Raw genomic sequence first — 24,408 nt, forward strand, 5'->3', positions numbered from 1 at the left:
CGCCGCATCCATGCGGCGGACACCCCCGCAAGCCCCACCCCCCGACCCTGGACACATCGCGCGCGTGCCAGCCGCGAAGGGATTACGGGGTAGGGCAAAAACAAGCGCTTCCACGCGTGGCGTGGATCTACTGGGTGCAGCTGTTGCATTGGACGTTGAGTCCGCCTTGTAGCGAGCCGAGCACCGCAGGTCCGGCGAGGGCGAAGAGGCGCGGGTGTCTGAGCGCAGCGAGTTCCCGCGCCGTCCCTCGACGGGCCGAGGAGCGCAGGGAACCGGTGCGTAGCACCGGCTCGCGGCCGGCGGAGCGTTTCTTTTGGTTACTTTTCTTTTCGCGAAAAGAAAAGTAACGCGCGACCCAACGTCAGTGGCACGCAACGTCAGCCGCAAGGCAGAGATCAACCCAGCATCTCCAGCCCGCGCACTTCGGTGATGCCCAGCCCCGGCACGTCGCTGATGCTGATCTCCGATTCGTTGAAATGCACGCCGCCGCTGACCGGATCGAACTGGCCCAGCGAGGGGCCGTCCAGATCGACCTTGGTGATCACATCGCTCTTGGCCACGGCCAGGTGCACGGCGGCGGCCACGCTGATGCTCGATTCGATCATGCAGCCGATCATGCACGGCACGCCGTAGATGCCGGCAATGTCGGCGATGCGGATCGCGTTGGACAGGCCGCCGGTCTTCATCAGCTTGATGTTGATGATGTCGGCCGCGCGCTGCTGGATCAGGTCCATCACCTGGCTCGGGCTGAACACGCTTTCGTCGGCCATCACCGGCGTGTTGACGCGGTCGGTGACGTACTTCAGGCCGCTGATGTCGGCCGCTTTCACCGGCTGCTCCAGCAGTTCAAGCACCACGCCGGCGTCTTCCAGGGTACGCATCGCATGCACTGCCTGCTTGGCGGTCCAGCCCTGGTTGGCGTCCAGGCGCAGCAGGGCGCGGCCTTCCACGGCGGCATGGATCGCCTTGACCCGTTCGATGTCCAGGCCGATGTCCTTGCCGACCTTGATCTTCAGCGACTCGAAGCCGCGTTCGATTGCCGACAGCGAGTCGGCCACCATCTTGTCGATGTAGTCCACGCTGATGGTGATGTCGGTGGTGATCACCGGGTCGCCACCACCGAGCATCTGGTACAGCGGGGCGCCGTGCAGCTGCGCCCACAGGTCGTACAGCGCGATCTCCACCGCCGCCTTGGCGCTGGTGTTGCGCTCCATCGCGGTCTGCACCAGCGTGCACAGGTGGTTGAGGTTGACCACGTCCTGGCCGATCAGGCGCGGGGCAATGAAGTGGCGGATCGCTTCGATGATCGAGCCGTGCGTATCGCCGGTGATCACGGCGGTGGCCGGGGCTTCACCATAGCCGGTGTTGCCGGTGTCGGTGCGGATCAGCACCACCACGTCTTCCACGGTTTCCACCGTGCGCAGGGCGGTCTTGAACGGTGTCTTCAACGGCACGCGCAGCATGCCCAGTTCGATGGCGGTGATCTTCATTCAGGAGTCTTGGCCCGCAGGCGCTGGATGTTGGTGATGCGGTCGATGTAGCGGACGGTATCGCTGGCCATCATCGGCTCCAGCGGCGTGACCGAAACACCATTGAGATGGGCCTGCACGCGCGTGCCGTCGGCACCGAACCAGCTGCCGCCCGCCGTATCGTGGATCACCCACGTACGACCGTCGACGTGGCCGATGGCCATCATCACGTGGCCGGGGATGTAGACCAGATCGCCGACCTTCAGGTCGGTGACGGCACGGTCGCGCAGTGCCTTGCCGTCCTTGCCGGTGAACGGCAGGCGATCCAGCGCCGGGCTGACCGCCTGTGCACTGGTATTGCGTGGCAGCAGCACGCCGAAGCTGCGGTAGATCTCGGAGACGAAACCGCTGCAGTCGCGGGTGTCGTAGTCGTGGCCCCAACCGTAGCGCTCGCCGAGGAACTTGAAGGCCTGCTGCAGCAACAGGCGCGGGGTCAGGGCCAGGTAGTCGGCGGCGGTGTCCTGCGAGCGCGGCAGCAGGGCCGGTACCAGTTTCAGGCGACCATCTGCCTCGCGTACCGGCAGCTGCACCACCCACGATGCGTGCGCCTGCTGGCCGTTCACCGGTTCTGACGCGGGCCAGTCGGCCAGCACCGGCAGGCGCACGCCCATGTCCAGCTGCAGGCGCGAGACACGCGGTTCTTCCGGGGTGTAGGCGGTCTGCGCGGTGGCACCGGTGATGATCCGGTAGGGTCCCTTCGCGCCGTAGCCGAGCACCGTGGCCTTGTCGCCGCTGGCGATGGCGTCGGCTTCGATCCACGCGCTGTAGCGCTCGCTGTGCACGAACAGCCAGCGGCCGTCGGCACTGCGGTGGACCACGGCGACCTTGTCGCCGGGGAACAGTGCCGATTCCTGGAAGCGGTCGATGTCGGTGTCACCGACGGTGCTGAAGACGCGCTCGCGGGTGGGGAAGGTGCGCAGTGCGGCACGCTTCACCACCAGCCCGTAGGCCGGTGCCACCTGGGCGGGGATTGCATCAAGGCCGAGGTTGGCTTCGATCGCGCTGCGCAGGGCCGGCGCGATGGGCGTGCCCTTGTCGCTGTAGAGGGTGCGCGTGGGCCAGCTCGACAGCGCGGTGATGCTGGCACGCACCGTCGCCGCATCAAGCTGGGCTGGCAGCGCCGCGATGTCGCGGATATGGCTGTCCTGCGCCCGCATCCGTGCGTTCTGCGCCTCGATCTGCGCGCGATCCAGGATCGGCGCATCGGCGTTGTCCAGACGCGCCGCCCAGTACTGCGGCGTCAGGTAGGCCTCGTGCAGGCCGATCACATAGGGCAGCGGTGCGCCGGGATCGGGCGCCGGGGCGGCCTGTGCAAAGGCCGGTGCGGCCAGCAGGCACAGGGCCAGGGTCAAGCGGCGCGGCCAATGCCGGTGCCGTTCGCGGGAAGCCAGGCTCATGCGGTGCACACCCTCCTCGAATGCCTTGTGGAATATTTATTCCTTTCGGCATCGAAAGCAAGAATAAATTATTGACCGGCATCCCGGCCCGTGTTACACAGCCGTTACCACCCGCGCTGGGGAAGTGTCGCTGTGGATCCTGCCATTCGCAAACCGCGTCTGCCTGCTGCTGCCGGCCTGTGTGCCGCGCTGCTGCTGTGGGTGTCGGTCACGCAGGCGGCAGACGGGCGCAGCAGCCAGCAGCGTGCGCGCCAGGCGCAGGTGATCGACCTGATCGACGGCGGCCGCTTCAGCGACGCCGATGCGTTGCTGGCGACAGGGAGCGATGCTGCCGAAGGCGCGTTCCAGCGTGAGCGCATGCGCCGCATCCGCCTGGATCTTTCCCTCGACGAAACCGCCGCCAAGTCTGCCGTGCGCCGCTGGATTCCCGACCTGACCGACGAGGAATTCGCGCGCTGGGACCAGCTTGGCCTGATCGAGCATCTCGATATCGATGGCGAGCGTTGGTACTTCAAGCGCGCACCGTCGAACCTGTTCCTGCTCAGCGACGAAGCACGCGCACGCCGCCGTGCGGATGCACCGATGCCGCCTCCAGGGCCCAACGAAGTGCTCAACGCGCACCACACGCGCGTGGTCGCCGCGGCCGAACAGAGTGGCCGGGCGTCGGTGCTGCCGCAGCGTATCGAATTCACCCAATCGCTCACGGTGAAGGCCGATGCCGTGCCGGCCGGCGAAACCGTGCGTGCCTGGATTCCGTACCCACGCGAGATCCCCGGCCAGCAGGAGCAGGTGCAGTGGCTGGGCAGCAGCCCAGGCAAGGCGCGGGTGGCACCGGCCAGCACCTTGCAACGCACGGCCTATCTGGAGGCCAAAGCGGTGGCCGGGCAGCCGACCCGCTTCGAGATCCGCTACGCGGTCACGATCTTCGCCCGGCACACCGCGATCGACCCGGCCGTGGTGCAACCGACCCCGGCCGATACGGCGTTGAAGCCGTATCTGGCCGAGCAGCTGCCGCATGTGCGCTTCACCCCTGCGTTGAAGCTGTTCTCCGACCAGGTGCTGCAGGGCGAGACGCGCCCATATGAAGTGGTGCGCAAGCTGTTTGCTGCGGTCGACCGTATTCCCTGGGCCGGTGCGCGCGAATATTCCACGCTCAGCAACATCAGCGATTACGCGCTGCGTTCCGGCCATGCCGATTGCGGGCAGCAGACCCTGCTGCTGATCGCGCTGCTGCGCCTGAATGGCATTCCCGCGCGCTGGCAGTCGGGCATGGTGTTCTCCGACGATGGCAGTGGCTACAACAACCTGCATGACTGGGGACAGGTCTACCTGGCGCCGTATGGCTGGCTGCCGATGGACGTGACCACCGGCGCACTGGCCAGCGATGTGCCGGCCCTGCGCAACTTCTACCTGGGTGGCCTCGATGGCTACCGCATCGCCTTCAACGATGATTTCGGCCAGCCCTTCGTGCCGGCCAAGCAGCACTTCCGCTCGGAAACGGTCGACTCGCAGCGCGGCGAGGCCGAGTGGGCAGGCGGCAACCTGTACTTCGACCAATGGAGCTACGACTTCCAGTGGCGGGTACTGCCAGCCAGGCAACGCTAGCGCGACACATCGCATTCCACACCATTCAATTCTTGCAGGAGAGAGCAGGGGATGAAGGCTTACAGCATCAAGCGGGCGGCGTTGTGCGTCGCTCTCGGGGCGTGTCTGGGCGTGATCGCGCCCAGCGCATTCGCACAGGATGGTTCAGTGGTCGGCCGGCTGGTCAGCGATGCCGGCCAGGTACCGGCCGGTGCCACGGTGACCGTACGCAACCCGGCAACGGGCTTCGTGCGCTCCGTGCAGGCCGAAGCCAACGGCAGCTACCGCATTCCGCTGCTGCCGGTCGGCACCTATGAGATGGAGGTGAGCCTGCCGGGTGGAGGCGCCAGCCGTGTCGGCCAGGTGACGGTCAGTCTCGGCAGCGCGACCACGGTGAACGTGCCGCTGGGTGCGGTCAGTACCCTGGGCACGGTCGAAGTGCGGGCGCCGCAGGTGGTGTCGATGGTGGATGTGAAGTCCACCGAGTCGGCCACCAACATCACCCGCGAGGAGCTGTCGCGCCTGCCAGTGGACCGTGACATCACCGCGGTGGCGCTGCTCGCGCCGGGCGCGGTGAAGGGCAAGGGGTCGCTGGGCGGGCAGGGCATTTCCTTCGGCGGTTCGTCGGTGGCCGAGAACACCGTCTACATCAATGGCCTGAACGTCACCGACTTCTACAACCGGGTCGGCTTCTCGTCGGTGCCGTTCTCGTTCTACCAGGAATTCCAGGTCAAGACGGGCGGCTACTCGGTGGAGTTCGGACGCAGCACCGGCGGCGTCATCAATGCGGTGACCCGCTCGGGCAGCAACGATTTCAAGGCCGGTGCCGAACTGGTGTTCGAGCCGCGCGCGTGGCAGTCGCAGGCACGCGACCGCTACGACGGCAGCGGCAGCCGCTACATCACCGCCAGCCGCGACGACTACAGCCGCAGCGCGCTGAATGTGTTCGCTTCCGGTGCGCTGGTGCAGGACCGCCTGTTCTTCTTCGGCATGTACGAGGCGCGCGACTACCGTCCCACCTCGACCAATGATGCCGGCACGCGCCTGAGCCAGGGCAAGGCCGATGATCCGTTCTGGGGCGGCAAGATCGATTGGCAGATCACCGACAACCAGATGCTGTCGCTGTTCGGCTTCTCGGACAAGAGCAAGACCCTCACCGACGTCTACGCCTACGACTACGCCACGGGGCAGACCGTGGGCGAGCGCAGCAACCAGATCTACAACACGGTGGGTGGCAAGAACTGGTCCGGTACCTACAGCTGGCAGGTCAACAACGACCTGACCATGAAGCTGATGTACGGCGAGAACAAGCGCAACCGTGTGCAGAGCTCGTTGATGGACCAGAACTGCAACCGCGTGTTCGACAACCGCACGGCCGGCCAGGGCGTGCCGCCGTCACTGCAGGGCGACCGCAGCTGCACCAGCAGCTCGCAGCTGGAGTCGGCGCTGGACACGCGCAAGGCCGCGCGCGCGGACTTCGAATGGACGTTGGGCAACCACCTGCTGCGGTTCGGCCTGGATCGGGAAGAGAACACCTCCGATTACAGCCGCGCCTATCCGGGCCCGGGCGGCTTCCGCTACGACATCTACTACCGCACTCCCGGCAGCTCGCTGAACGGTGGCGTGGTGCCGGCCAGCGGCGTGGTCGTGCGCACCCGTCGCTATGAAGTGGACGGGGCCTTCGAGACGATCAACTCGGCCTACTACCTGGAAGACAACTGGCAGGTGACGCCGAATCTGCTGCTGAACATGGGCCTGCGCCTGGAAGCCTTCGACAACAAGGGCGGCGACGGCAGCAGCTACATCAAGATCGACGACATGCTGGCCCCGCGCCTGGGCTTCTCCTGGGACGTGCGCGGCGATGGCACGACCAAGGTGTTCGGCAACCTGGGCCGATACTTCCTGCCGGTGGCCAACGTCATCAACATCAAGCAGGCCGGTGGATTCCTCGACGAGCGCACCTGGTACGAGTTCCTCGGCTACACCGGCGCAGCCAACAACATCCCCAACCTGGGCGCGCAGATCGGCCCAGTGGACAACTCGCAGGGCGACGGCAGCGTGCCGGACCTGCGCGCGGAAGTGAACCGGGACATGGACCCGGTCTACCAGGATGAAGCGATCCTGGGCTTCCAGCAGATGATCAACGAGGCCTGGTCGGTAGGCGCCAGCGTGACCTACCGGCGCCTGCACAATGCCATCGATGACATGAACATCACCGCGACCGGCCAGTGTGGTGCCATCGACGGCGTGTGGATCATGGGCAACCCGGGGCGCACCAACACCGTGTGGGGTGACACCGACTGCGACGGCCGCAACGATGGCTGGATCAGCATCGACACCTCGAAGGAAGGTTGGGCGCTGTATGACGACAACGGCAATTATGTCGGCCAGCGCGGCTGGGTGAAGCCCAAGCGTGACTACAAAGCGCTGGAACTGCAGGTCGACCGCGCGTGGGACGGCAAGTGGGGCTTCAACGCCTCCTACACCCTTGCATACGGTCGCGGCAACGCAGAAGGCCCGGTCAACTCCGATACCGACTTCGCCGATGCCGGTCGCACCGAGAACTTCGACAATCCGTGGGTGAACTACGGGGGCTATGGCTACCTGGCCAATGATCGCCGCCACCAGTTCAAGTTCCGTGGCAGCTACGCGCTGACCGAGAACCTCAGTGTGGCGGCTACGCTGGGCGTGCAGTCGGGCAGCCCGATTACCCGCTTCGGCGCCGGCAATCCGTTCGACGACACCGACTTCCACAGCTACTACGTGTGCGTGTCCAACTGCCAGGCGACGGTTCCGTCCCAGCGCGTGTTCGTGCATTCGCCACGCGGTGGCGATGGCCGCACGCCCTGGACCTATGACCTGGACGTGAGCGTCTCGTACAAGGTGCCGATTCCCACCGATCTGCGCCTGAAGCTGGCGGTGTACAACGTGCTCAACCAGCAGCGCGTGGTGACCGTGGACCAGGACTACGAGCCGCAGGACAGCATCGGCACGCCGAACCCGCTGTACCGCTACGGCACCGGCTTCCAGTCACCGCGCTATGCGCAGTTGACCGTGACATGGGCCTATTGAAGCCCGCACGGCAGGCTCGAAACTGCGTCTGCGCGGCGGCGCTGGCGGTGTTCCCGGTTGCGGTGGCACAGACCACCGCGACCGCCTCCCTCGATGCCGATGTCGCTGCCGTCGTCCAGCTCGAGCACCTGCCCGGGCTGGCGATGGCGGTGGTCGACAACGGGCAGGTGGTCTATCGCCACGCCGAGGGCGCGCGTGGCGATGGCGGCCGCATCGACGAGGACACGCTGTTCAAGATCGCCTCCAACAGCAAGGCGATGACTGCTGCACTGCTGGCGCGGCTGGTGCAGCAGGGCAGGCTGCGCTGGGATGATCCGGTGCAGCGGCATCTGCCGGGCTTCCGCATGCACGATGCGTGGGTGGGCCAGCAGATGCAGGTGCGCGACCTGCTGATCCACAACAGCGGCCTGGGCCTGGGCGCCGGGGACCTGATGCTGTGGCCGGAGCCGAACGCGTTCACCCGCGCCGACATCATCGCCGGATTGGCGCACCTGAAGCCGGTCAGCAGCTTCCGCAGCCACTATGCCTACGACAACCTGATGTACGTGGTGGCCGGTGAAGTGGCCGCTGCGGCGGGCGGCAAGCCGTATGACCAGCTGATGCGCGAGCAGGTGTTCGAACCACTGGGCATGACGCGCTGCCAGGTGGGGGCGTGGTCGGTGAAACGCGTGGGCAACGTAGCGCAGCCGCATGCCTGGCGTGGCGAACGCAATGAAGTGGTGAACGCCGATGGTGGAACCAGCCCGGCCCTGCCGTCGATGGCGGCCGGCGGCATCCGTTGTTCACTGCGCGACATGACGCGCTGGATGCAGGTGCTGCTCGATCCCACCCTGGCGCCCGGCTGGCTGGACACGGAGCAGCGCCGCACGCTGTGGACCCTGCACATGCCGATGCCGCTGGGCGAGCGCCAGCGGCGCTGGGACAATGCGCATTTCTACGGCTACGGCTATGGCTGGCGCGTGTCTGACATGGACGGCCAGTGGAAGGTGGCGCACACCGGCACGTTGTCGGGCATGTACTCGTCGCTGGCGCTGCTGCCTGATCGCCGGGTGGGCGTGGTGATGCTGATCAACGGCGAAGGCGAGGACGCACGCATGGCCCTGATGCAGGCCGCGCTGAAGCGCTTCACCGCAGCGGACGATGCGCGCCCGGCGATGGAATACCTGGCCGAACTGAAGGCTGACCAGGCAACGCGTGCCGCGACCGGCCATTCGCGGCCATCCACCGCGGCGGCGCAGGAGACGAGCCGCACGGACCTGTCCCGCTGGCAGGGCCGCTACCGCGATCCGTGGCTGGGCGCGGCCTCGCTTTGCCCGGGCAAGGACGGCCTGCGTTTCAGCGTGGACAAGTCGCCCCGGCTGCAGGCCACGGTGCTGCAGCTGCAGGGGCGCTGGCTGCTGCGCTGGGATACGCTGGGCGACGAGGCGCAGGCGTGGCTGCAGCCAGGCGAAGGCCCGGCACCGACGCTGGACCTGCGCGCCATCGACCCGGACATCGACTTCAGCTATGACTTCCAGGACCTGCACTTCACTCGTACTGGCGACTGCGCTGGCGGCGACCACCCGCGCCGCTGAGCCACCGCGCGTTTCACCGGCAACCGACGCGGCCAGCGCCGGACTGGTGGAGATCCGCACGTTGTCGCCGCGCATCGACCTGGATATCCGCTATGCCGGTGCCAACAACTTCACCGGTGCGCGCGTGCCCGGCTACGAGGCGCCATCGTGTTATCTGCTGGCGCCGGTGGCGAAGGCGCTGGCACAGGTGGAACAGGACCTGCGCGGCGATGGCTTCGGCCTGCGCCTCTACGACTGCTACCGGCCGGTGCGTTCGGTGCAGGCCTTCATGGCCTGGGTGAACGATCCGCGTGAGCGCTCGCGCAAGGCACAGCAGTACCCGGACCTGGACAAACCACGGTTGCTGGCCGACGGCTACATCGCCGAGCGCTCTGGCCATAGTCGTGGCGCCACGGTTGATCTGGGCCTGCTGGATTGCCGCAGCGGTGCATGCACGCCGCTGGACATGGCCACCGACTTCGATTTCTTCGGTCCACGCGCGCATACGCAGGCAAGCGGATTGAGCGATGCGCAACAGGCCAATCGCCAGCAGCTGGTGCGCGCGATGGCGCGGCGGGGCTTCGTCAACTATCCGCAGGAGTGGTGGCACTACACCCTGCAGCCCGAACCGGATCCCGGCACCGCGTACGACGTCCCGGTACGGTAGGGGCATCGGCAGGGCTGCGCCCCGCCTCTGACAGTTTCCCGCGTGGTCCGTTGTAGAGCCGAGCCCATGCTCGGCTGCTCCTTGTTCAATCGTCGGGATATTCGATTTGGATGGAGATTCATCCACGCATGGCGTGGATCCACTGTGGCTGCCGATTGGGTCCGGCGCAGATCCCTTACACTGGCCGCCTTCTCATCCCAGCCCACCCGATGAACCTTCCCCTGCACTTCGGCCTGCTCGGCACCCTGGAAGCCGGCGCCATCGCCCTGCTGGTCGGGCTGCTGGTGTACTTCGTGTGGTCGCGGCTGTGCCGGCTGCTGCACTGGTCGGTGGGACATGCGATCGGCTGGTCCTGCGTCATCTCGGTGGTGGCCTCCGCTGGCATCGATGCGTGGAAGCTGTTCTACATGGGCATCGTGCGACTGGAGTCGCCGCTGTACGCGCGCCTGTTCCTGGCCACCATCCACGATCCGAACGAGCTCGGCAGCCGTGTCGTGCTGGAAATCGCCGGCGCGCTCGCCGGTGTCGCCTTGGGATGGGTGTTGTTCAGTTCGCGGTCATTGGAAAAAACCGTCGACTGACGCAGGTTTTTCGTTGCCTGCCGGTTAAATGCAGAGGCGTTGAATGCGCATCTTATGAGCCGCTCACTCCTCGCTAACCAGCGCGCTAAAGCATGCGTGGATGCGAGTGGTTAATCGTGCGTGTGGAGGCCGGTCGCGGCCCAAAATCGATTCAGAAACGCGGTGGCAGGGTAGGTGCCGTGCGGAAACAACAGGCCGCGCAACACCACCCAATATGCAGGAGACACCCCTGATGACTATTCGCAACCGCAAGCCCCTGATCGCCCTGATCGTCGCCGCCGGCAGCGTGCTGGCCATTCCGGCGATGGCCCAGTCGGCCAAGCAGCAGGCCGCACATGCGCAGAATGAAGCGGCGCAGGCCCAGCAGGCGGCAGCACAGGCCGGGCAGGCGGCTGACCAGGCGACCGATGCGGCCGCAGCGGCCTCGGCGCAGGCCAACGGTGGTGGCCAGACCTGGGCCAGCATCGATACCGATGGCAACGGCACCATCAGCAAGACCGAGGCGCAGGTGAACGCCGGCCTGGCCCAGGTGTTCGACCAGGCCGATACCAACAAGGACGGCGAGCTGAGCGCCGACGAGTACAAGGCCTACGTGGCCGCACAGCAGGCCGGTGCGGGTGCCGGCGCGGCGCAGGGCCGCTGATCCAGACCTGATTCGGGAAGACCGGTGCATGGGGACCCGGGCGGCTGCGGCCGCCCGGGTTTTTCTCGTCATCGCCACCCCTGTATCCTTGGCCGATGAACACGTCCACGCCTGCGCCGTCGCGCGCCATCGGCCTGGTCGGTTTTGACGGTGACGACACGCTGTGGAAGAGCGAGGACTACTACCGCAAGGCCGAGCAGGATTACCTTGACCTGCTGTCGCGCTATGTCGACGTGCACGACACCCAGACCGCGCGCCACCTGCTGGAAGTTCAGCAGCGCCACCTGGGCACCTTCGGCTACGGCGTGAAGAGCATGACCCTGTCGATGATCGAAGCGGCCATCGACATCACCGGCCAGCGCATCGAGGCCAAGGACATCCAGCGCATTCTGGATATCGGCCACGATACCCTGCGCCACCCGGTGGAACTGATCGACGGTGTGCGCGAAGCCGTGGCGGCCATCGCCGAGCACTACCCGGTAGTGCTGATCACCAAGGGCGATCTGTTCCACCAGGAAGCGAAGATCAAGGTCGCCAACCTGGCCGAGCTGTTCCCGCGCATCGAGATCGTTTCCGAGAAGGACCCGGAAACCTACGCCCGCGTGCTGGCCGAATTCGACCTGCCGATGCAGCGCTTCGTGATGGTCGGCAACTCGCTGCGCTCGGACATCGAGCCGGTGGTGACCCTGGGTGGCTGGGGCGTGCATACCCCGTACGCGGTGACCTGGGCCCATGAGACCCAGCACGGCGTGGCCGACGACGAACCGCGGATGGTCACCGCCGATACCGCCCACGACTGGCCGGCCGCACTGGCGGCGATCGAGGCCAAGGCCGCTGCGGCGGCCTGACAGGGCCCGGCAGCTGCGGCAGAATCGTGGCATGAACGTCCGACTGCGCGCGCTGTTGTTGTCCCTGCTGCTGGCGCCGGCCACCGTGCCGGCCCAGCAGACCGCCGAGCGTTCGGCGGCGTATACCGTGGAAACCGGTGACCGCTGGATCGATGCCCAGTTGCAGGACATCAACCATTACGCCGAACGCTACCCCGATGCCTTCCTCGATGAAGTGTCGCGCTACGCCGATGTCCCCCGCGGCTACATCAATGCGCTGTTCACCACCCATGGCTGGCAGGCCGGGGATATCTATTTCGCCTGCTTCTGGGCCAAGGCCAGCGGCCAGACCTGCCGCGACAGCGTGCGCGCCTTCAGCCAGGACCCGGAGGGCGGCTGGGAAGCGGTGGTGAAGCGCATGCCGGCCAAGCCGGACAACCTGCATTACCGCGCTGTGCGGCATGCCATCGTGGCCAGCTACCAGCACTGGGACCGGCCGATCACCCTGGATGCCACCCTGAAGCGGCAGTTGAAGCGGTAGTGCCGGCCGTTGGCCGGCAACTGCACCCTTACAGGCATCAGGAGGTTGCCGGCCAGCGGCCGGCACTACCCGGCCATGTTGCTCTGCGTATCGCCGCCGCCGCGCGCTCCGGCGACAATACGGGTCCGAGCTGTTCCCCGTTCCCGTAATCGAGTGACTGATGAGCGTCTCTTTCGTTTCGCCTGATGTGATCCGCCGCCTGTTCGCGCAGGCCATGTCCCGCATGTACCGCACCGAAGTGCCGCTGTACGGCACGCTGGTGGAACTGGTGGAGCGGATCAACGCGCAGGTGCTTGCCCAGGACCCGGCACTGGCCGCGCAGCTGCAGCGCAACGACGAGCGTGCGCGCCTGGACGAAGAGCGCCATGGCGCGATCCGCGTCGGCACCGCGCAGGAGCTGGCGACGCTGCGCCGCCTGTTCGGGGTGATGGGCATGTACCCGGTCGGCTACTACGACCTGTCGGTAGCCGGCGTGCCGGTGCACTCCACCGCGTTCCGCCCGCTGACCGGCGCCGCGCTGGCGCAGAATCCGTTCCGCGTGTTCACCTCGCTGCTGCGCCTGGAGTTGATCGAAGACGAAACCCTGCGTGGCGAGTCGGCGAAGATCCTGGCACGCCGCCGCATCTTCACCGACGGCGCGCTGGCGCTGATCGACCAGGCCGAGCGTGACGGTGGCCTGTCGCAGGCCGATGCCGAGCGCTTCGTCGACGAAGCACTGGAAACCTTCCGCTGGCACGGCGATGCCACCGTCGATCTGCCGACCTACCACGCGCTGCACAATGCGCACCGCCTGGTGGCCGACGTGGTCAGTTTCCGTGGCCCGCACATCAATCACCTGACCCCGCGCACGCTGGACATCGACGCGGCGCAGGCGGCAATGATCGAGCACGGCATGGCGGCCAAGGCGGTGATCGAAGGGCCGCCGCGCCGCGCCTGCCCGATCCTGCTGCGCCAGACCAGCTTCAAGGCGCTGGAAGAGGCCGTGCATTTCCCGGATGCGGACGGTGGCGATGCCGGCACCCATACCGCGCGCTTCGGCGAGATCGAACAACGCGGCCTTGCGCTGACCCCGAAGGGCCGCGCGCTGTACGACCAGCTGCTGTCGCAGGCACGCGATGCCGGTGGCGAAGGCAGTACCGGTGGCGACTACGGGCAGCGCCTGCAGGCGGTGTTCGCCAGCTTCCCGGATGACCATGACACGCTGCGCCAGGAAGGATTGGGCTACTACCGCTACCAGCTGACCGACGCCGGCCGCGCCGCGCCGGAACGCGTGGCCGATCTGCCTGCCGAAGTGCTGGTGGCCGCCGGCCTGGCCACGGCCGATCCGATCGTCTACGAGGATTTCCTGCCGGTCAGTGCCGCGGGCATCTTCCAGTCGAACCTGGGCGGCGAAGAACAGCGCGCGTATGCCGCGCACGCCAACCGCGAGGCTTTCGAGCAGGCGCTGGGCGTGGCGGTGAATGACGAGTTCGAGATCTACGAGCGGCTGCAGGCCGAATCGCTGGCGGCGCTGCGCACCGCGTGAAGGTAGAGCCGGCCGCTGGCCGGGCGCACCGCGTGAGGTAGAGCCGGCCGCTGGCCGGCTGTAGGGGAAGCCGGCCAGCGGCCGGCTCTACCCGATGTCCGGACCCGGGGTCAGCCCTTCATCGTGCCCGTATCCAGCCAGCGCTGGTGCCACGACAGTGCTTCGGGCAACAGGTGCGGGGTGTGCTTGCCGTAGCTTTCGCGGCTGGCACGGTCGAAGTAATCCTGCAGCTGCGGGCGGAAATCCGGGTGCGCGCAGTTGTCGATCAGCACCTGCGCGCGCTTGCGCGGGGTCAGGCCACGCAGGTCGGCCAGGCCCTGTTCGGTGACGATCACCGACACGTCGTGCTCGGTGTGGTCGACATGGCTGGCCATCGGCACGATCGCCGAGATGGTGCCGTTCTTGGCAGTGGACGGGCTCAGGAACGCCGACAGGAAACCGTTGCGGGCGAAGTCACCCGAACCGCCAATGCCGTTCATGATCCGCGTGCCCATCACGTGCGTCGAGTTGACGTTGCCGTAGATGTCCACCTCGATCATGCCGTTCATGCCGATGCAGCCCAGGCGGCGCACCAGTTCCGGATGGTTGGAGATCTCCTGCGTGCGCATGATGATGCGCTCGCGGTAGAAATCGATGTTCTCCTTGAACGTCTCGTTGGCCTGCGGGCTCAGCGCGAAGCCGGTACACGAGGCGTAGCTCAGCACGCCATCGCGCAGCAGGTCGAGCATGCCGTCCTGGATCACTTCGGTGAACGCGGCCAGGTCGCGGAAACCGCTCCTGGCCAGGCCGGCCAGCACGGCGTTGGGGATGTTGCCCACGCCCGACTGCAGCGGCAGCAGGTTCGGCGGCAGGCGGCCCTTCTTCACCTCGTGCTTGAGGAACTCGATCAGGTGCGAGGCGATCTGTTCGCTGGTCGCATCGATCGGACTGAACGGGCTGTTGCGGTCCGGGCCGTTGGTGCGCACCACGGCCACGATCTTGTCCAGGTCGCAGCGCAGCGCGGTGTCGCCGATGCGGTCGTTGGCGTTCACCAGCGGAATCGGCTTGCGGTGCGGTGGCAGCGCGGTGCCGTAGTAGATGTCGTGCATGCCGTCGACGCCGGCCGGCTGCCATTCGTTGACCTCGACGATCACCTTCTTGGCCAGGTCCAGCCAGGTCTTGTTATTGCCGACCGAGGTGGAGGGCACCAGCGAGCCATCTTCGCGGATGGCCGAGACTTCGATCACGGCGGTATCGATCTCGCCGTAGAAGCCGAACCACACGTGCTGGGCGACGTGGCTGAGGTGGATATCGATGTAATCCAGCTTGCCCTCGTTGATGCGGTTGCGCGCATCCGGATCGCTCTGGAACGGCATGCGCATGGCGATGCCATCGGCCTTGGCCAGCGCGCCATCGAGTTCCGGCGCGGTGGAGGCACCGGTCATCAGCTTGATCTGGAAGGGCTGGCCCTGGGCGTGCACCGCTTCGATGCGGCGGGCCAGTTCGACGGGAACGGCCTTGGGATACCCGGAGCCGGTGAAGCCGCTCATGGCCACGGTTTCACCGGGCTGGATCAGCGCGGCTGCGGCCTCGGCGGAGACCACGCGGTCACGAAGACGCGCGTTGGCGATGCGATCAACAGACATGACGACAGTGTTTCTGGGGGGAAGGCCGATTATCGGCCATCCTCATCCGTACGGGGGGTTCTACCTTCGTGGAATGGCTTTTCCCCACCGGGGTCACCCATACCCACCGGTTTTGTTTTGCAGTGCAGCGTGCAAAGTGCTTTCGCAGCCCGCACGATGGCCCTGCATCCCGACGTGGGGGAGGGAGCAGAGCCCGCTGGCAGTTCGCTGCAAGCGGGCTTTTTTATTGCCTGCCGCCCAGAATGAATGCGCGGCACCCCTTCGGGGTCGGATCCTTTTGCCAAGGGCAAAAGGCTCTGACCCCAGCAGCGGCATCAACCGGCGGCACCTCGGGGTCAGAGCCCTTCGCCGTTGGCAAAGGGATCCGACCCCGCGAGAATCAGCGCATGACCCTCGCCACCGCTGACCTGCCCGCCACCCTGCAGCCCCTTGTCGAACGCGCCCTGGCGCGCCTGGCCCAGGTCCTGCCCGAGCCTGTTCCTGCCGAGCTGCTGCCGCTGCTGACCCGGCTGGCGGTGGCCAGCGACTTCGCGCTGGACACCCTGGTGCGGCAACCGGCGCTGCTGGCGCAGCTGGCCGCCCCCGACTGCCCGCCGATCCCGGCGCCGGTGCTCGATCCGCTGCAACCCAGCGACTGGCCGGCACAGCTGCGGCGCTGGCGCACCGCGATGTCCACGCGGCTGATCTGGCGTGACCTGGCCGGGCTGGACGACGTGGCGCAGACCCTGGCTGGCGCCACCACTCTGGCCGAGGATTGCCTGCGGCTGGCGCTGGACGCCCTGCAGCAGGAATTCGCACAGCGGCACGGCGTGGTTCGTGATGGCGCAGGCGTCCCCCAACAGCTGGTGGTATTCGGCCTGGGCAAGCTCGGCGGTGGCGAGCTCAACTTCAGTTCCGATATCGACCTGGTCTATGCGTACCCGCAGGGCGGCGAATCCGACGGTCCGCGCGCGCTGGCCGCCGAGGAGTATTTCGCCCGCCTCGGCCAGCGCCTGGCCAAGCTGCTGGACGAAACCACGGTCGATGGCTTCAGCCACCGCGTCGACCTGCGCCTGCGCCCGTTCGGCAGCGCCGGTCGCGTCGCGCTGTCGTTCGCGGCGATGGATCAGTACTTCCAGCGCGAAGGCCGCGACTGGGAGCGCTATGCGTGGCTGAAGGCGCGCGCGGTGGCCGGCGATATCGACGCCGGCGAAGCGTGGTTGCAGACCCTGCGCCCGTTCGTATACCGCCGCTACCTGGATTTCACCGCACTCGACGGCCTGCGTGAGATGAAGGCGGCGATCACCGCCGAAGTCGCGCGCCGCGAGCTGCACGAAGACATCAAGCGCGGCGCCGGTGGCATCCGCGAAATCGAGTTCCTGTGCCAGGCGCTGCAGCTGATCCGCGGTGGCCGCGAGCCCGCGCTGCGCGAGCGCCGCCTGCTGGTGGCACTGGACGCGCTGGTGGCCGCCGGACAGATTGCGCCCGCCGATGGCGCTGCGCTGCGCGAGGCCTACCTGTTCCTGCGCCGGTTGGAGAACCGCCTGCAGATGCTGCGCGACGCGCAGACCCACGTGCTGCCCAGCGACGCGCTGGACCGCGCGCGCATCGCCATCGGCCTCGGCTACCCGGATTGGGAGGTACTGCGCGCGGCACTGGCCGAACAGCAGCAGCGGGTCAGCACCGAATTCGCCGCGCTGCTGGCCCCGCGCAGGGGCCAGGCCGCGCCCGACGCGCTGGCCAACTACTGGCGCAGCCTGCCCGAGGGCAGCAACGCGCCGTTGCTGGCCGAAGCCGGTTTCCTCGATGCCAATGGCGCAGACCAGTCGCTGCGCGATTTCGCCCAGGGCACCGGCGTGAAGTCATTGTCCGATGCGGCGCGTGCGCGGCTGGATCGCGTACTGCCCGCGTTGCTGCATGCGGCCACGCGTTCGCCGCAGCCCGATGCCGCGCTCAAGCGCGTGCTCGGCCTGCTGCAGGCGGTCCTGCGCCGGACCAGCTATCTCGCGCTGTTGGATGAACAACCGAGCGCGTTGGCGCGTCTGGTCGATGTGCTGGCACGCAGCGCGCTGCTGGCTGAGCGGCTGGTCGCGTATCCGCTGCTGCTGGATGAACTGCTGGATGTGCGCGTGTCCGGGCCGATGCCCGATGCGGCCGGCATGCTGGCCGAGTGCCAGCAGGTGCTGGCGGTGGAAGATCCCGAATCGGCACTGCGCTGGCTCAACGAGACGCGGCTGGCGCTCAGTTTCCGCATGGCGATGGCCACGCTGGACGGCCGCCAGGGCGCGGTGGACAGCACGCGGCAACTGGCCGAACTGGCGCAGGCGGTGGTGGTCACCGTGCTGGCGATGGCCGAGGCGGACATGCGCGCCGCGCACGGAGGGATTCCCGGTGGACGTTTCGCGATCATCGGCTACGGCAGCCTCGGCGGGCTTGAACTGGGCTTCGGTTCCGACCTGGACCTGGTATTCCTGCACGACAACCCGGCCGGCGTGGAAGCCAGCGACGGCGCGCGTCCGCTGGAGCCGGGGCGCTGGTATGCGCGGCTGGCGCAGAAGGTGATGGCGCTGCTCGGTGCGGTCACCGCCGCCGGCCGCCTGTACGACATCGACGTGCGCCTGCGCCCGGATGGCGGCAAGGGGTCGCTGGTGTCTTCGCTGGCCAGCTACACCGAGTACCAGCGCGAACGTGCGTGGACCTGGGAACACCAGGCGCTGGTGCGCGCGCGTGGCGTGGCCGGCGATGCCAGCCTGCTGGCCGATTTCGAGCAGGTGCGTGCACAGACGCTGGGGCGTGAGCGCGACATGGGTGTGCTGTATGCCGACGTGCTGAAGATGCGCGGCCGCATGCGCACCGAACTGGACCGCAGCGACGCCGCACGGCTGGACCTGAAGCAGGGTGCGGGCGGCGTGGTGGACCTGGAATTCCTGCTGCAGACCGGTGTGCTTGCGCGCAGTGCGCGGCACGTGGCGTTGCTGCAGCCGCGCGATACGCCGTCGTTGATCAATGCGTTGGCTGGTGATGGTTTCCTGCCCGATGCCACTGCGCAGGCGCTGCATGGCGCGCACGCCACGCTGTTGGACGTGGGCCTGGCCTGCACGCTGGACCGCCGCCCGCGGCTGGCCCCGACCACGCCGGCGATTGAAGAGGCGTGTGCAGCGATTACGGCGGCGTGCAGAGCGGCAGAGCTGCCGTTCGCCTGAGTGCCGGATGGCGGAGGACTGCAGTTGGTAGATGCCAACCTTGGTTGGCATGAATGCCAAGCGCCAACCAAGGTTGGCGACTACCGGATCAATGGCCCTGCGGTGGCCCGCTCCTGGTAGGTGCCGACCGTTGGTCGGCACAATCTGTCGGCAGCGATGAGTTCTGCAGGGCGTGTCGACCAACGGTCGGCACCCACCGGATCAATGGCGGTCAGCTGGTGGCGCGCAACGGCGCCATCTTCCACAACAACGCGCGGAACGGGGCCAGCAGGCAGACACCGATCGCCAGCTTCACTGCCAGGTCGCCGGCGGCCCAGCTCACCCACGGCAAGGTGGAACCGGCAAACGCGATCGACCAGAAAAGGGTGGTGTCCACCGTCGCGCTGCAGGTGGTGGCCACCATCGGTGCGCGCCACCAGCTGCCGCGGCGCAGGCGGTCGAACACGGTGATGTCCAGCAGCTGGGCCACGATGAACGCCGAGCACGAGGCAATGGCGATGCGCGGGGTGGCCACCCAGATCGACAGCAGCACCGCCACCGCGAAGCCGATCCACGCCACGCGGCGCGCCGGGCCCGGGCCGAAGCGGCGGTTGATCAGGTTGCTGACCAGGAACGCGACCGGATAGCTGAAGGCGCCCCAGGTCAGCCAGTCGTTGATCGGGTACTGCACCAGCACGTTGGACAGCAGCACCACTGCACCCATGGCCAGTACCGCCAGCACCAGGGCGCGCGGGGTCAGCGGGGCAAACAGAGGGGCAGGACGCACGGACATGGCGAGCCAGGGGGACAAAGGGGATCGCCCATTATCCGCCCGGCCTGCGGCAAAGCCAAAACCGGTCGTTCAGCTTTACAGCGCTTCACTCATCACATCACCGGCGGCATAGGCCGTCGGCACATAGGCCAGGGTCTGGCCCTGCGCGCTCTTCACGTTCCAGCCGGCACCGGCCTCGGTGGGGTCGAAATGCACCCGTTGCCCGACCACGAAGGCTGCAGTCGGGTTCTCGCCCGGCGGCTGCACCGGCCAGCGCAGGGTGGCGGTGTGGTCGGCCTTGTCCGGTACCTGCAACTGCACCTGGCGTTCGCCCGTGGGCGTGGTCTCCACCTTCTTCACTTCCATTGGCGGCAGCGGCACCGCCTTGGTGCGGGTCGCCCTGGCATTGCGTTCGCTGGCCTTGAACGGCGCCTTGGACAGTTCGGACAGGCCCATCGAGGCCGCCATCGGCAGCGACAGCACCACGAACGAGGTCACGATCACGCTGGCCTCGCTGCTGTTCAACTGCGGCGCGGCGCCGGCATGGACGGTGGGCACCAGCAGCGCTGAGAGCAGCAATGCAGTGGTGGGAACGCGCAGGCAACGGAACATGGAGACCTCCTGGTCAGCGTGGGGCGGCGGCTCAGCGCCGGGTATCGAAGATGTCGCGCGGGCCGGTAGCCTCGGGCAGGTATTCCAGCGCACGGCCCTGGTTGTCCTTCAACTGCCAGCCCTGGTCATTGCCCGTCGGCTCGAAGTTCACGGTCTGGCCCACGGTGAACTGCACGGCCGGGTCGCCAACGCCGCGCGGGTACTGCATCGACGCGGTGTTCTGCGGATCGTTGGCATCGCGCAGCAGCACTTCGCGGCGGCCGTCGACGGTAGTGGCAATCGCGCTCACCTCCATCTGCGGCAGCTTGATCTGCTGCGGGCGGGCCAGCGGCTGGCCGGCATCGGCGGCATCCTGGGCTTCCTTCGCCGCGGCGGCGCGGGCCGAGGCCACCATCTGCGTGGACATTTCCAGGCTCGGTCCCTGCGGGCCCGGGTCATGGATGATCACGATGCGGCGTTCGGCATGGGCGGCCGATGACCAGGCCAGCGCGGTGACGATCAGCATCGATACCAGGGAGTTGTGCAGCAGACGCATGTCGTTCTCCTTGCGGGATTCAGGGCGAGGCGGCGGTGGCACCGGCCACCGGCACATGGGGGATCACCAGTTCCTGCTGCAGCTGGCTGCGCTGGTGCAGGAAGTCGAACACCGATTCCACCGTCACCACCGAATAGTTGCCGGAGATGCGTTCGCCGGCCGGATGGTCGGTGGTGGTGGCGTTGGCCACGAACAGGCGCGCACCCACGCGCTTGCCCAGGCCGATATGCAGCACGCTGGGCTGGTACTTCTGCTGGCGCAGCCACTGCTGTGCCTGTTCGCGCTTGACGATGGCCGGCGCGCCTTCGGCCTGCGCCATCGCCGCCGCCAGCACCTCCAGCACCCACTGGTTGGAGTTCTGATAGTCGGTGGCGAACGGGTAGGCGACCACGTTGTACTTGGTTTCGTGCAGCGCCTTGGGCTGGATCGAGGGCGACACCAGCATCGCGCGCAGTGCGGCACGCAACGGTGCCGACGGCACGCCGATGCGCAGGTCGGTATGGCCGCCGCTCTCGCCGACGAAGTTGCCGAGGCCCTCGTGGTACAGCTGCGAGCTGTCGGTCTTGCAGCGGTTGAGCAGGTGCATCGCGCGCCAGCGGCCGTCGTCCTCGCGCAGCAGGAAGGCCAGGTGGCTGTGGCGCAGGCCATAGCGGCTCAGGTCCTGGCCACCGCGCGCGGCCACCACCACGTCCACATCGGGCAGCGCGTCCAGGCGTTCGGCGGTGGTCCAGGCCACGTCCAGCATCGCCGCCTGCGACGCCACGCTGGGGGAGCGCTCGCGGCATTCGGTGCTGTTGGCCCAGGCCGGTGCGGTCGCCAGCAGGCTGGCGATCAGCAGCGCGGCGCGGTGCAGGCGGGAAAAACGATCCATGTCGGTACCTTCAACGGCGGGCAGGCCCGCGCGCCGATCATACGCTGCTCAGCGCAGCGGGCGATCCACGCCCTTGCGCTTGAGCTCCTTGTCGCAGGCGTCACTGATGGGAGCCACCGGCAGTGGCGGGCGCTGGCCCTTCGGATCGCGCAGCGCCGGTTGTTCGCGGTACGCGTCCAGCTGCTGCTGGCATTGATACGAGATCGGATCCAGCTCGGTGGGCGCGGTGGAACACGCGGCGAGCAGGGCCAGGGGCAGCAGGAGCAGGGTACGCATGAAGAAGTTCAGTCCAACGGGGGGCCTTGGACTGTAACCGTGGTGCCGGATCGAAATGTTCAGAAAACGCTGCGCACCCGGCATTACCGCGATGCCAGGCGCCCAGGATTGCCGGCCAGCGGCCGGCACTACCCCAGTGCCAGGCGCTGTTTCACTTCCGCCGCCACCCGCGCGGTTTCGCGCAGCGGCTCGATGCGGTCGTACTGCCAGTCCAGCCAGTGCGCCTGCAACCGCCCACGTTCGCGCAGCTGCTGCTGGAAGCGCGCCAGGCGGCCCTGCGCTGTGTCGGCCAGCGCCACCATCACCGGCATGCGCGTGGCGCACGCCTCCGAGAGCAGGTTCACCGAATCGGGCGAGACCACCACGCGGTTGGCCCAGCCGAGCAGTCCGCCATAGGGATTGGTACCGTCGCCGCCATCGCCCCAGATCACGTGCGGCAGGTCGGCGAATTTCGCGCGCAGGATCTCCGCCAACGCCGGTGGGGTGCGTCGCGAGGTGGTGGCCAGCAGGCTGCCGCCTTCGCTGCGGATCTGCTCGGCCAGCGCCTGGAACACGCCGACCATCGCCGTCTCGTTCCAAGGCGCCAGCGGCGTCGGCCCACCGACCAGCAGTGCGGTGCGCGGGCCGGGCAGGGTGCTGAAGCCGGCGAACGCAGCGCGGCCCCAGGCCAGCCAGTCATCGTCCACCGGGTTGAGGCTGCCGAGCAGGGTGAGCACGTTGCTGCCGCGCAGGGTGTCGTGTTCGGGCACCACCACCACGTCCCAGTGGCGCGCGCCGATGCGCGGGTCGAGGATCTGCACCACCTGGCTGCCGCGTGCGCGCAGCACGCGCAGGGCGCCAGCGGCCTGGCGGCCACAGCCGATCGCCAGCGCCGGGGCGTCGGCAGCCAGCGTCGCGAAGGCCTCGCCGTAGCCGTTCACATCGCCGGGCAGGCGCCGCGGCGACAGCCAGCGCCAGGGCGCGCGCGGTTGCAGCAGCAGCGGTCGGTGGGTGCCCTGGCGCAGTGCCGAGGCCAGCGCGACCGCCTGGCGGACATTGCCCGCACGGCCGTCAGTGACCGTCCAGGGCGCGCTCGATCGTTTCACCATTGGCATTAATTCGTTTCAGTCCTGCTGGGTGTTGCAACAGTCGCGACACTCTACACTGCGGCTCGTCGATTCGCCCCGCGCCGCCCGCGGGCACTGACTTCCTTTCGCCGCCCTGGAGATCCACCGATGTCCCACGCGCTCGACGCCGCCGCCCTCGATCAGCTGTTCCGCACGGCCCGCACCCAGAACGCCTTCCTCGACAAGCCGGTCCCCGAGAGCCTGCTGAAGGAACTGTACGACCTGGTGAAGTGGGGTCCCACCGCGGCCAACACCACGCCGGCCCGCTTCGTCTTCGTCACCTCGAAGGAAGCCAAGGACAAGCTGGCCCCGGCGCTGTCCGAAGGCAACCTGGCCAAGACCATGGCGGCGCCGGTCACCGTCATCATCGGTTTCGACCTGGACTTCCACGAGAAGCTGCCGTACCTGTTCCCGCACACCGATGCCAAGGCCTGGTTCGACGGCCCGCAGGAAGGCCGCCATGAAGCCGCCATCCGCAACGGCAGCCTGCAGGGCGCCTACCTGATCCTGGCCGCGCGCGCGCTGGGCCTGGATGCCGGCCCGATGTCCGGCTTCGACCCGGCCAAGGTCGACGAAGCCTTCTTCGCCGGCACCTCCATCAAGTCGAATTTCCTGGTCAACCTGGGTTACGGTGACCCGGCGGGCCTGTTCCCGCGCCTGCCGCGCCTGTCGTTCGACGAAGCGGCGCGCATCGCGTAAGTCGCTGTATCGGTTTCGGGCCCGCCGTCGTGCGGCGGGCTCTTGCTGCACCGTGTACCCACCCTACGATCCGGAGAGTTCCTCAGATGAGCGCCACCCGTAAACTGCTGCTGCCGCTGGCCCTGACCCTGGCCATCGCCGCCTGCTCCAAGCCGGCCGACACCGCTGCCCCGGCCGCCGATGCCGCCGCCCCGGCCACCACCGAGCAGGCCGCCACCCCGGCTGCTGATGCCGCCGCTGCTGCGCCGGCCGCTGAAGCGATCAAGATCGCCTCGGGCACCTACAAGCTGGACCCGAGCCACACCGACGTGCTGGCGCAGTGGAGCCACTTCGGCTTCTCCAACCCGAGCGCGCACTTCGGCAACGTCGAAGGCACCCTGGTGTACAACGCCGAAGACGTGACCAAGTCCACCGTGGAAGTGAAGCTGCCGCTGAGCGGCCTGAACAGCTTCACCGCCAAGTTCGACGAGCACCTGAAGAGCGCCGACTTCTTCGACGCCGCCAAGTTCGCCGATGCCACCTTCAAGAGCACCAAGGTGGAAGCGGCCGGCACCAACAAGCTGACCGTTACCGGCGACCTGACCATCAAGGGCATCACCAAGCCGGTCACCCTGGATGTCACCGTCAACGGCGGCGGCGAGCACCCGATGGCCAAGGTTCCGGCCGCCGGCTTCGATGCCACCACCACCCTGAAGCGCAGCGATTTCGGCGTCGGCGCCTACGCCCCGAACGTCAGCGATGAAGTGAAGATCCGCATCACCACCGAAGCCACCGGCGAAAAGCCGGCCGCTTGATGCACCCCGCTCACTCGTCGTGAGAAGGCAGAAGGCCC

21 protein-coding genes are annotated in these 24,408 nt (G+C 67.5%); 12 read left to right on the top strand and 9 right to left on the bottom strand.

Translation table 11 applies throughout. The features are described 5' to 3' along the window. Window positions 1-395: 395 nt before the first annotated feature. Window positions 396-1,490: a dipeptide epimerase gene (locus QP609_RS01915; protein WP_014645715.1), complete on the bottom strand. Its 1,095-nt coding sequence runs from the start codon at window positions 1,488-1,490 to the stop codon at window positions 396-398. Then, window positions 1,487-2,926, bottom strand: a complete 1,440-nt coding sequence (locus tag QP609_RS01920) for an SH3 domain-containing protein (RefSeq protein WP_134966454.1) — start codon at window positions 2,924-2,926, stop codon at window positions 1,487-1,489. Before QP609_RS01920 ends, QP609_RS01915 begins: the two co-directional genes overlap by 4 nt. A gap of 132 nt (window positions 2,927-3,058) precedes the next feature. On the opposite strand from QP609_RS01920, the gene QP609_RS01925 reads away from it, so the two are divergent. From QP609_RS01925 to QP609_RS01965, 9 genes are all read left to right on the top strand, one after another. Beyond that, window positions 3,059-4,531, top strand: coding sequence for a transglutaminase-like domain-containing protein (locus QP609_RS01925; protein ID WP_197602888.1), 1,473 nt, complete (start codon window positions 3,059-3,061; stop codon window positions 4,529-4,531). Window positions 4,532-4,582: 51 nt separating this feature from the next. Next, complete coding sequence (locus QP609_RS01930) at window positions 4,583-7,582, top strand: TonB-dependent receptor (protein ID WP_164166856.1); 3,000 nt, start codon at window positions 4,583-4,585, stop codon at window positions 7,580-7,582. Next, complete coding sequence (locus QP609_RS01935) at window positions 7,570-9,156, top strand: serine hydrolase (protein ID WP_197621499.1); 1,587 nt, start codon at window positions 7,570-7,572, stop codon at window positions 9,154-9,156. Before QP609_RS01930 ends, QP609_RS01935 begins: the two co-directional genes overlap by 13 nt. After that, the gene (locus QP609_RS01940; protein WP_289213850.1) at window positions 9,089-9,802 is read left to right on the top strand and encodes a M15 family metallopeptidase; all 714 of its coding nucleotides are present in this window, start codon (window positions 9,089-9,091) and stop codon (window positions 9,800-9,802) included. Before QP609_RS01935 ends, QP609_RS01940 begins: the two co-directional genes overlap by 68 nt. A 209-nt stretch (window positions 9,803-10,011) precedes the next feature. After that, window positions 10,012-10,383, top strand: coding sequence for a hypothetical protein (locus tag QP609_RS01945; protein WP_046428249.1), 372 nt, complete (start codon window positions 10,012-10,014; stop codon window positions 10,381-10,383). A gap of 232 nt (window positions 10,384-10,615) precedes the next feature. Then, window positions 10,616-11,026, top strand: a complete 411-nt coding sequence (locus QP609_RS01950) for an EF-hand domain-containing protein (protein WP_014035758.1) — start codon at window positions 10,616-10,618, stop codon at window positions 11,024-11,026. A gap of 95 nt (window positions 11,027-11,121) precedes the next feature. After that, window positions 11,122-11,874 carry an HAD family hydrolase gene (locus QP609_RS01955; RefSeq protein ID WP_049397778.1) on the top strand — a complete coding sequence of 251 codons (753 nt, stop codon included), beginning with the start codon at window positions 11,122-11,124 and terminating at the stop codon, window positions 11,872-11,874. A gap of 31 nt (window positions 11,875-11,905) precedes the next feature. Beyond that, complete coding sequence (locus QP609_RS01960) at window positions 11,906-12,394, top strand: hypothetical protein (protein ID WP_053495789.1); 489 nt, start codon at window positions 11,906-11,908, stop codon at window positions 12,392-12,394. A 160-nt stretch (window positions 12,395-12,554) separates the two neighbouring features. Beyond that, window positions 12,555-13,919, top strand: coding sequence for a VOC family protein (locus QP609_RS01965; RefSeq protein ID WP_197621500.1), 1,365 nt, complete (start codon window positions 12,555-12,557; stop codon window positions 13,917-13,919). Window positions 13,920-14,029: 110 nt separating this feature from the next. Here QP609_RS01965 and QP609_RS01970 read toward each other — a convergent pair whose 3' ends face one another. Then, window positions 14,030-15,544 (bottom strand): acetyl-CoA hydrolase/transferase family protein, encoded by a 1,515-nt coding sequence (locus QP609_RS01970; RefSeq protein ID WP_197602883.1) that lies wholly within the window; start codon window positions 15,542-15,544, stop codon window positions 14,030-14,032. A gap of 386 nt (window positions 15,545-15,930) precedes the next feature. On the opposite strand from QP609_RS01970, the gene glnE reads away from it, so the two are divergent. Next, a complete protein-coding gene (gene glnE / locus QP609_RS01975) occupies window positions 15,931-18,726 on the top strand; it encodes a bifunctional [glutamate--ammonia ligase]-adenylyl-L-tyrosine phosphorylase/[glutamate--ammonia-ligase] adenylyltransferase (RefSeq protein ID WP_197621279.1) in 2,796 nt (931 codons plus the stop codon). Window positions 18,727-18,937: 211 nt separating this feature from the next. Here glnE and QP609_RS01980 read toward each other — a convergent pair whose 3' ends face one another. The 6 genes from QP609_RS01980 to QP609_RS02005 all read right to left on the bottom strand — a co-directional run bounded on the left by QP609_RS01980 (window position 18,938) and on the right by QP609_RS02005 (window position 22,859). Beyond that, window positions 18,938-19,498: a queuosine precursor transporter gene (locus tag QP609_RS01980; RefSeq protein ID WP_014645727.1), complete on the bottom strand. Its 561-nt coding sequence runs from the start codon at window positions 19,496-19,498 to the stop codon at window positions 18,938-18,940. Window positions 19,499-19,573: 75 nt separating this feature from the next. Further along, window positions 19,574-20,089, bottom strand: a complete 516-nt coding sequence (locus QP609_RS01985) for a hypothetical protein (RefSeq protein ID WP_014645728.1) — start codon at window positions 20,087-20,089, stop codon at window positions 19,574-19,576. A 31-nt stretch (window positions 20,090-20,120) separates the two neighbouring features. Further along, the gene (locus QP609_RS01990) at window positions 20,121-20,624 is read right to left on the bottom strand and encodes a hypothetical protein (protein ID WP_014645729.1); all 504 of its coding nucleotides are present in this window, start codon (window positions 20,622-20,624) and stop codon (window positions 20,121-20,123) included. A gap of 19 nt (window positions 20,625-20,643) precedes the next feature. Then, window positions 20,644-21,495: a DUF2145 domain-containing protein gene (locus tag QP609_RS01995; RefSeq protein WP_180835706.1), complete on the bottom strand. Its 852-nt coding sequence runs from the start codon at window positions 21,493-21,495 to the stop codon at window positions 20,644-20,646. Window positions 21,496-21,543: 48 nt separating this feature from the next. Then, window positions 21,544-21,771, bottom strand: a complete 228-nt coding sequence (locus QP609_RS02000) for a hypothetical protein (RefSeq protein ID WP_014645731.1) — start codon at window positions 21,769-21,771, stop codon at window positions 21,544-21,546. A 128-nt stretch (window positions 21,772-21,899) separates the two neighbouring features. After that, window positions 21,900-22,859: a mitochondrial fission ELM1 family protein gene (locus tag QP609_RS02005; RefSeq protein WP_197621278.1), complete on the bottom strand. Its 960-nt coding sequence runs from the start codon at window positions 22,857-22,859 to the stop codon at window positions 21,900-21,902. A gap of 126 nt (window positions 22,860-22,985) precedes the next feature. Between QP609_RS02005 and QP609_RS02010 the strand changes: the two genes are divergently transcribed. Then, window positions 22,986-23,576: a malonic semialdehyde reductase gene (locus tag QP609_RS02010; RefSeq protein WP_005415046.1), complete on the top strand. Its 591-nt coding sequence runs from the start codon at window positions 22,986-22,988 to the stop codon at window positions 23,574-23,576. 86 nt (window positions 23,577-23,662) lie between these two features. Next, a complete protein-coding gene (locus QP609_RS02015; RefSeq protein ID WP_005415047.1) occupies window positions 23,663-24,370 on the top strand; it encodes a YceI family protein in 708 nt (235 codons plus the stop codon). Window positions 24,371-24,408 lie beyond the last annotated feature (38 nt).

Origin of the sequence: Stenotrophomonas sp. 8(2023), from assembly GCF_030345295.1 — a bacterium.
In the GTDB taxonomy this organism is placed as follows: domain Bacteria; phylum Pseudomonadota; class Gammaproteobacteria; order Xanthomonadales; family Xanthomonadaceae; genus Stenotrophomonas; species Stenotrophomonas muris.

Excerpts from the sequence above, each read along its gene's own strand:
- QP609_RS01915 (WP_014645715.1), bottom strand. The coding sequence starts at position 1,490 with ATGAAGATCACCGCCATCGAACTGGGCATGCTGCGCGTGCCGTTGAAG.
- QP609_RS01920 (WP_134966454.1), bottom strand. The coding sequence starts at position 2,926 with ATGAGCCTGGCTTCCCGCGAACGGCACCGGCATTGGCCGCGCCGCTTG.
- QP609_RS01930 (WP_164166856.1), top strand. The coding sequence starts at position 4,583 with ATGAAGGCTTACAGCATCAAGCGGGCGGCGTTGTGCGTCGCTCTCGGG.
- QP609_RS01935 (WP_197621499.1), top strand. The coding sequence starts at position 7,570 with ATGGGCCTATTGAAGCCCGCACGGCAGGCTCGAAACTGCGTCTGCGCG.
- QP609_RS01940 (WP_289213850.1), top strand. The coding sequence starts at position 9,089 with ATGACTTCCAGGACCTGCACTTCACTCGTACTGGCGACTGCGCTGGCG.
- QP609_RS01945 (WP_046428249.1), top strand. The coding sequence starts at position 10,012 with ATGAACCTTCCCCTGCACTTCGGCCTGCTCGGCACCCTGGAAGCCGGC.
- QP609_RS01950 (WP_014035758.1), top strand. The coding sequence starts at position 10,616 with ATGACTATTCGCAACCGCAAGCCCCTGATCGCCCTGATCGTCGCCGCC.
- QP609_RS01955 (WP_049397778.1), top strand. The coding sequence starts at position 11,122 with ATGAACACGTCCACGCCTGCGCCGTCGCGCGCCATCGGCCTGGTCGGT.
- QP609_RS01960 (WP_053495789.1), top strand. The coding sequence starts at position 11,906 with ATGAACGTCCGACTGCGCGCGCTGTTGTTGTCCCTGCTGCTGGCGCCG.
- QP609_RS01965 (WP_197621500.1), top strand. The coding sequence starts at position 12,555 with ATGAGCGTCTCTTTCGTTTCGCCTGATGTGATCCGCCGCCTGTTCGCG.
- QP609_RS01970 (WP_197602883.1), bottom strand. The coding sequence starts at position 15,544 with ATGTCTGTTGATCGCATCGCCAACGCGCGTCTTCGTGACCGCGTGGTC.
- glnE (WP_197621279.1), top strand. The coding sequence starts at position 15,931 with ATGACCCTCGCCACCGCTGACCTGCCCGCCACCCTGCAGCCCCTTGTC.
- QP609_RS01980 (WP_014645727.1), bottom strand. The coding sequence starts at position 19,498 with ATGTCCGTGCGTCCTGCCCCTCTGTTTGCCCCGCTGACCCCGCGCGCC.
- QP609_RS01985 (WP_014645728.1), bottom strand. The coding sequence starts at position 20,089 with ATGTTCCGTTGCCTGCGCGTTCCCACCACTGCATTGCTGCTCTCAGCG.
- QP609_RS01990 (WP_014645729.1), bottom strand. The coding sequence starts at position 20,624 with ATGCGTCTGCTGCACAACTCCCTGGTATCGATGCTGATCGTCACCGCG.
- QP609_RS01995 (WP_180835706.1), bottom strand. The coding sequence starts at position 21,495 with ATGGATCGTTTTTCCCGCCTGCACCGCGCCGCGCTGCTGATCGCCAGC.
- QP609_RS02000 (WP_014645731.1), bottom strand. The coding sequence starts at position 21,771 with ATGCGTACCCTGCTCCTGCTGCCCCTGGCCCTGCTCGCCGCGTGTTCC.
- QP609_RS02005 (WP_197621278.1), bottom strand. The coding sequence starts at position 22,859 with ATGGTGAAACGATCGAGCGCGCCCTGGACGGTCACTGACGGCCGTGCG.
- QP609_RS02010 (WP_005415046.1), top strand. The coding sequence starts at position 22,986 with ATGTCCCACGCGCTCGACGCCGCCGCCCTCGATCAGCTGTTCCGCACG.
- QP609_RS02015 (WP_005415047.1), top strand. The coding sequence starts at position 23,663 with ATGAGCGCCACCCGTAAACTGCTGCTGCCGCTGGCCCTGACCCTGGCC.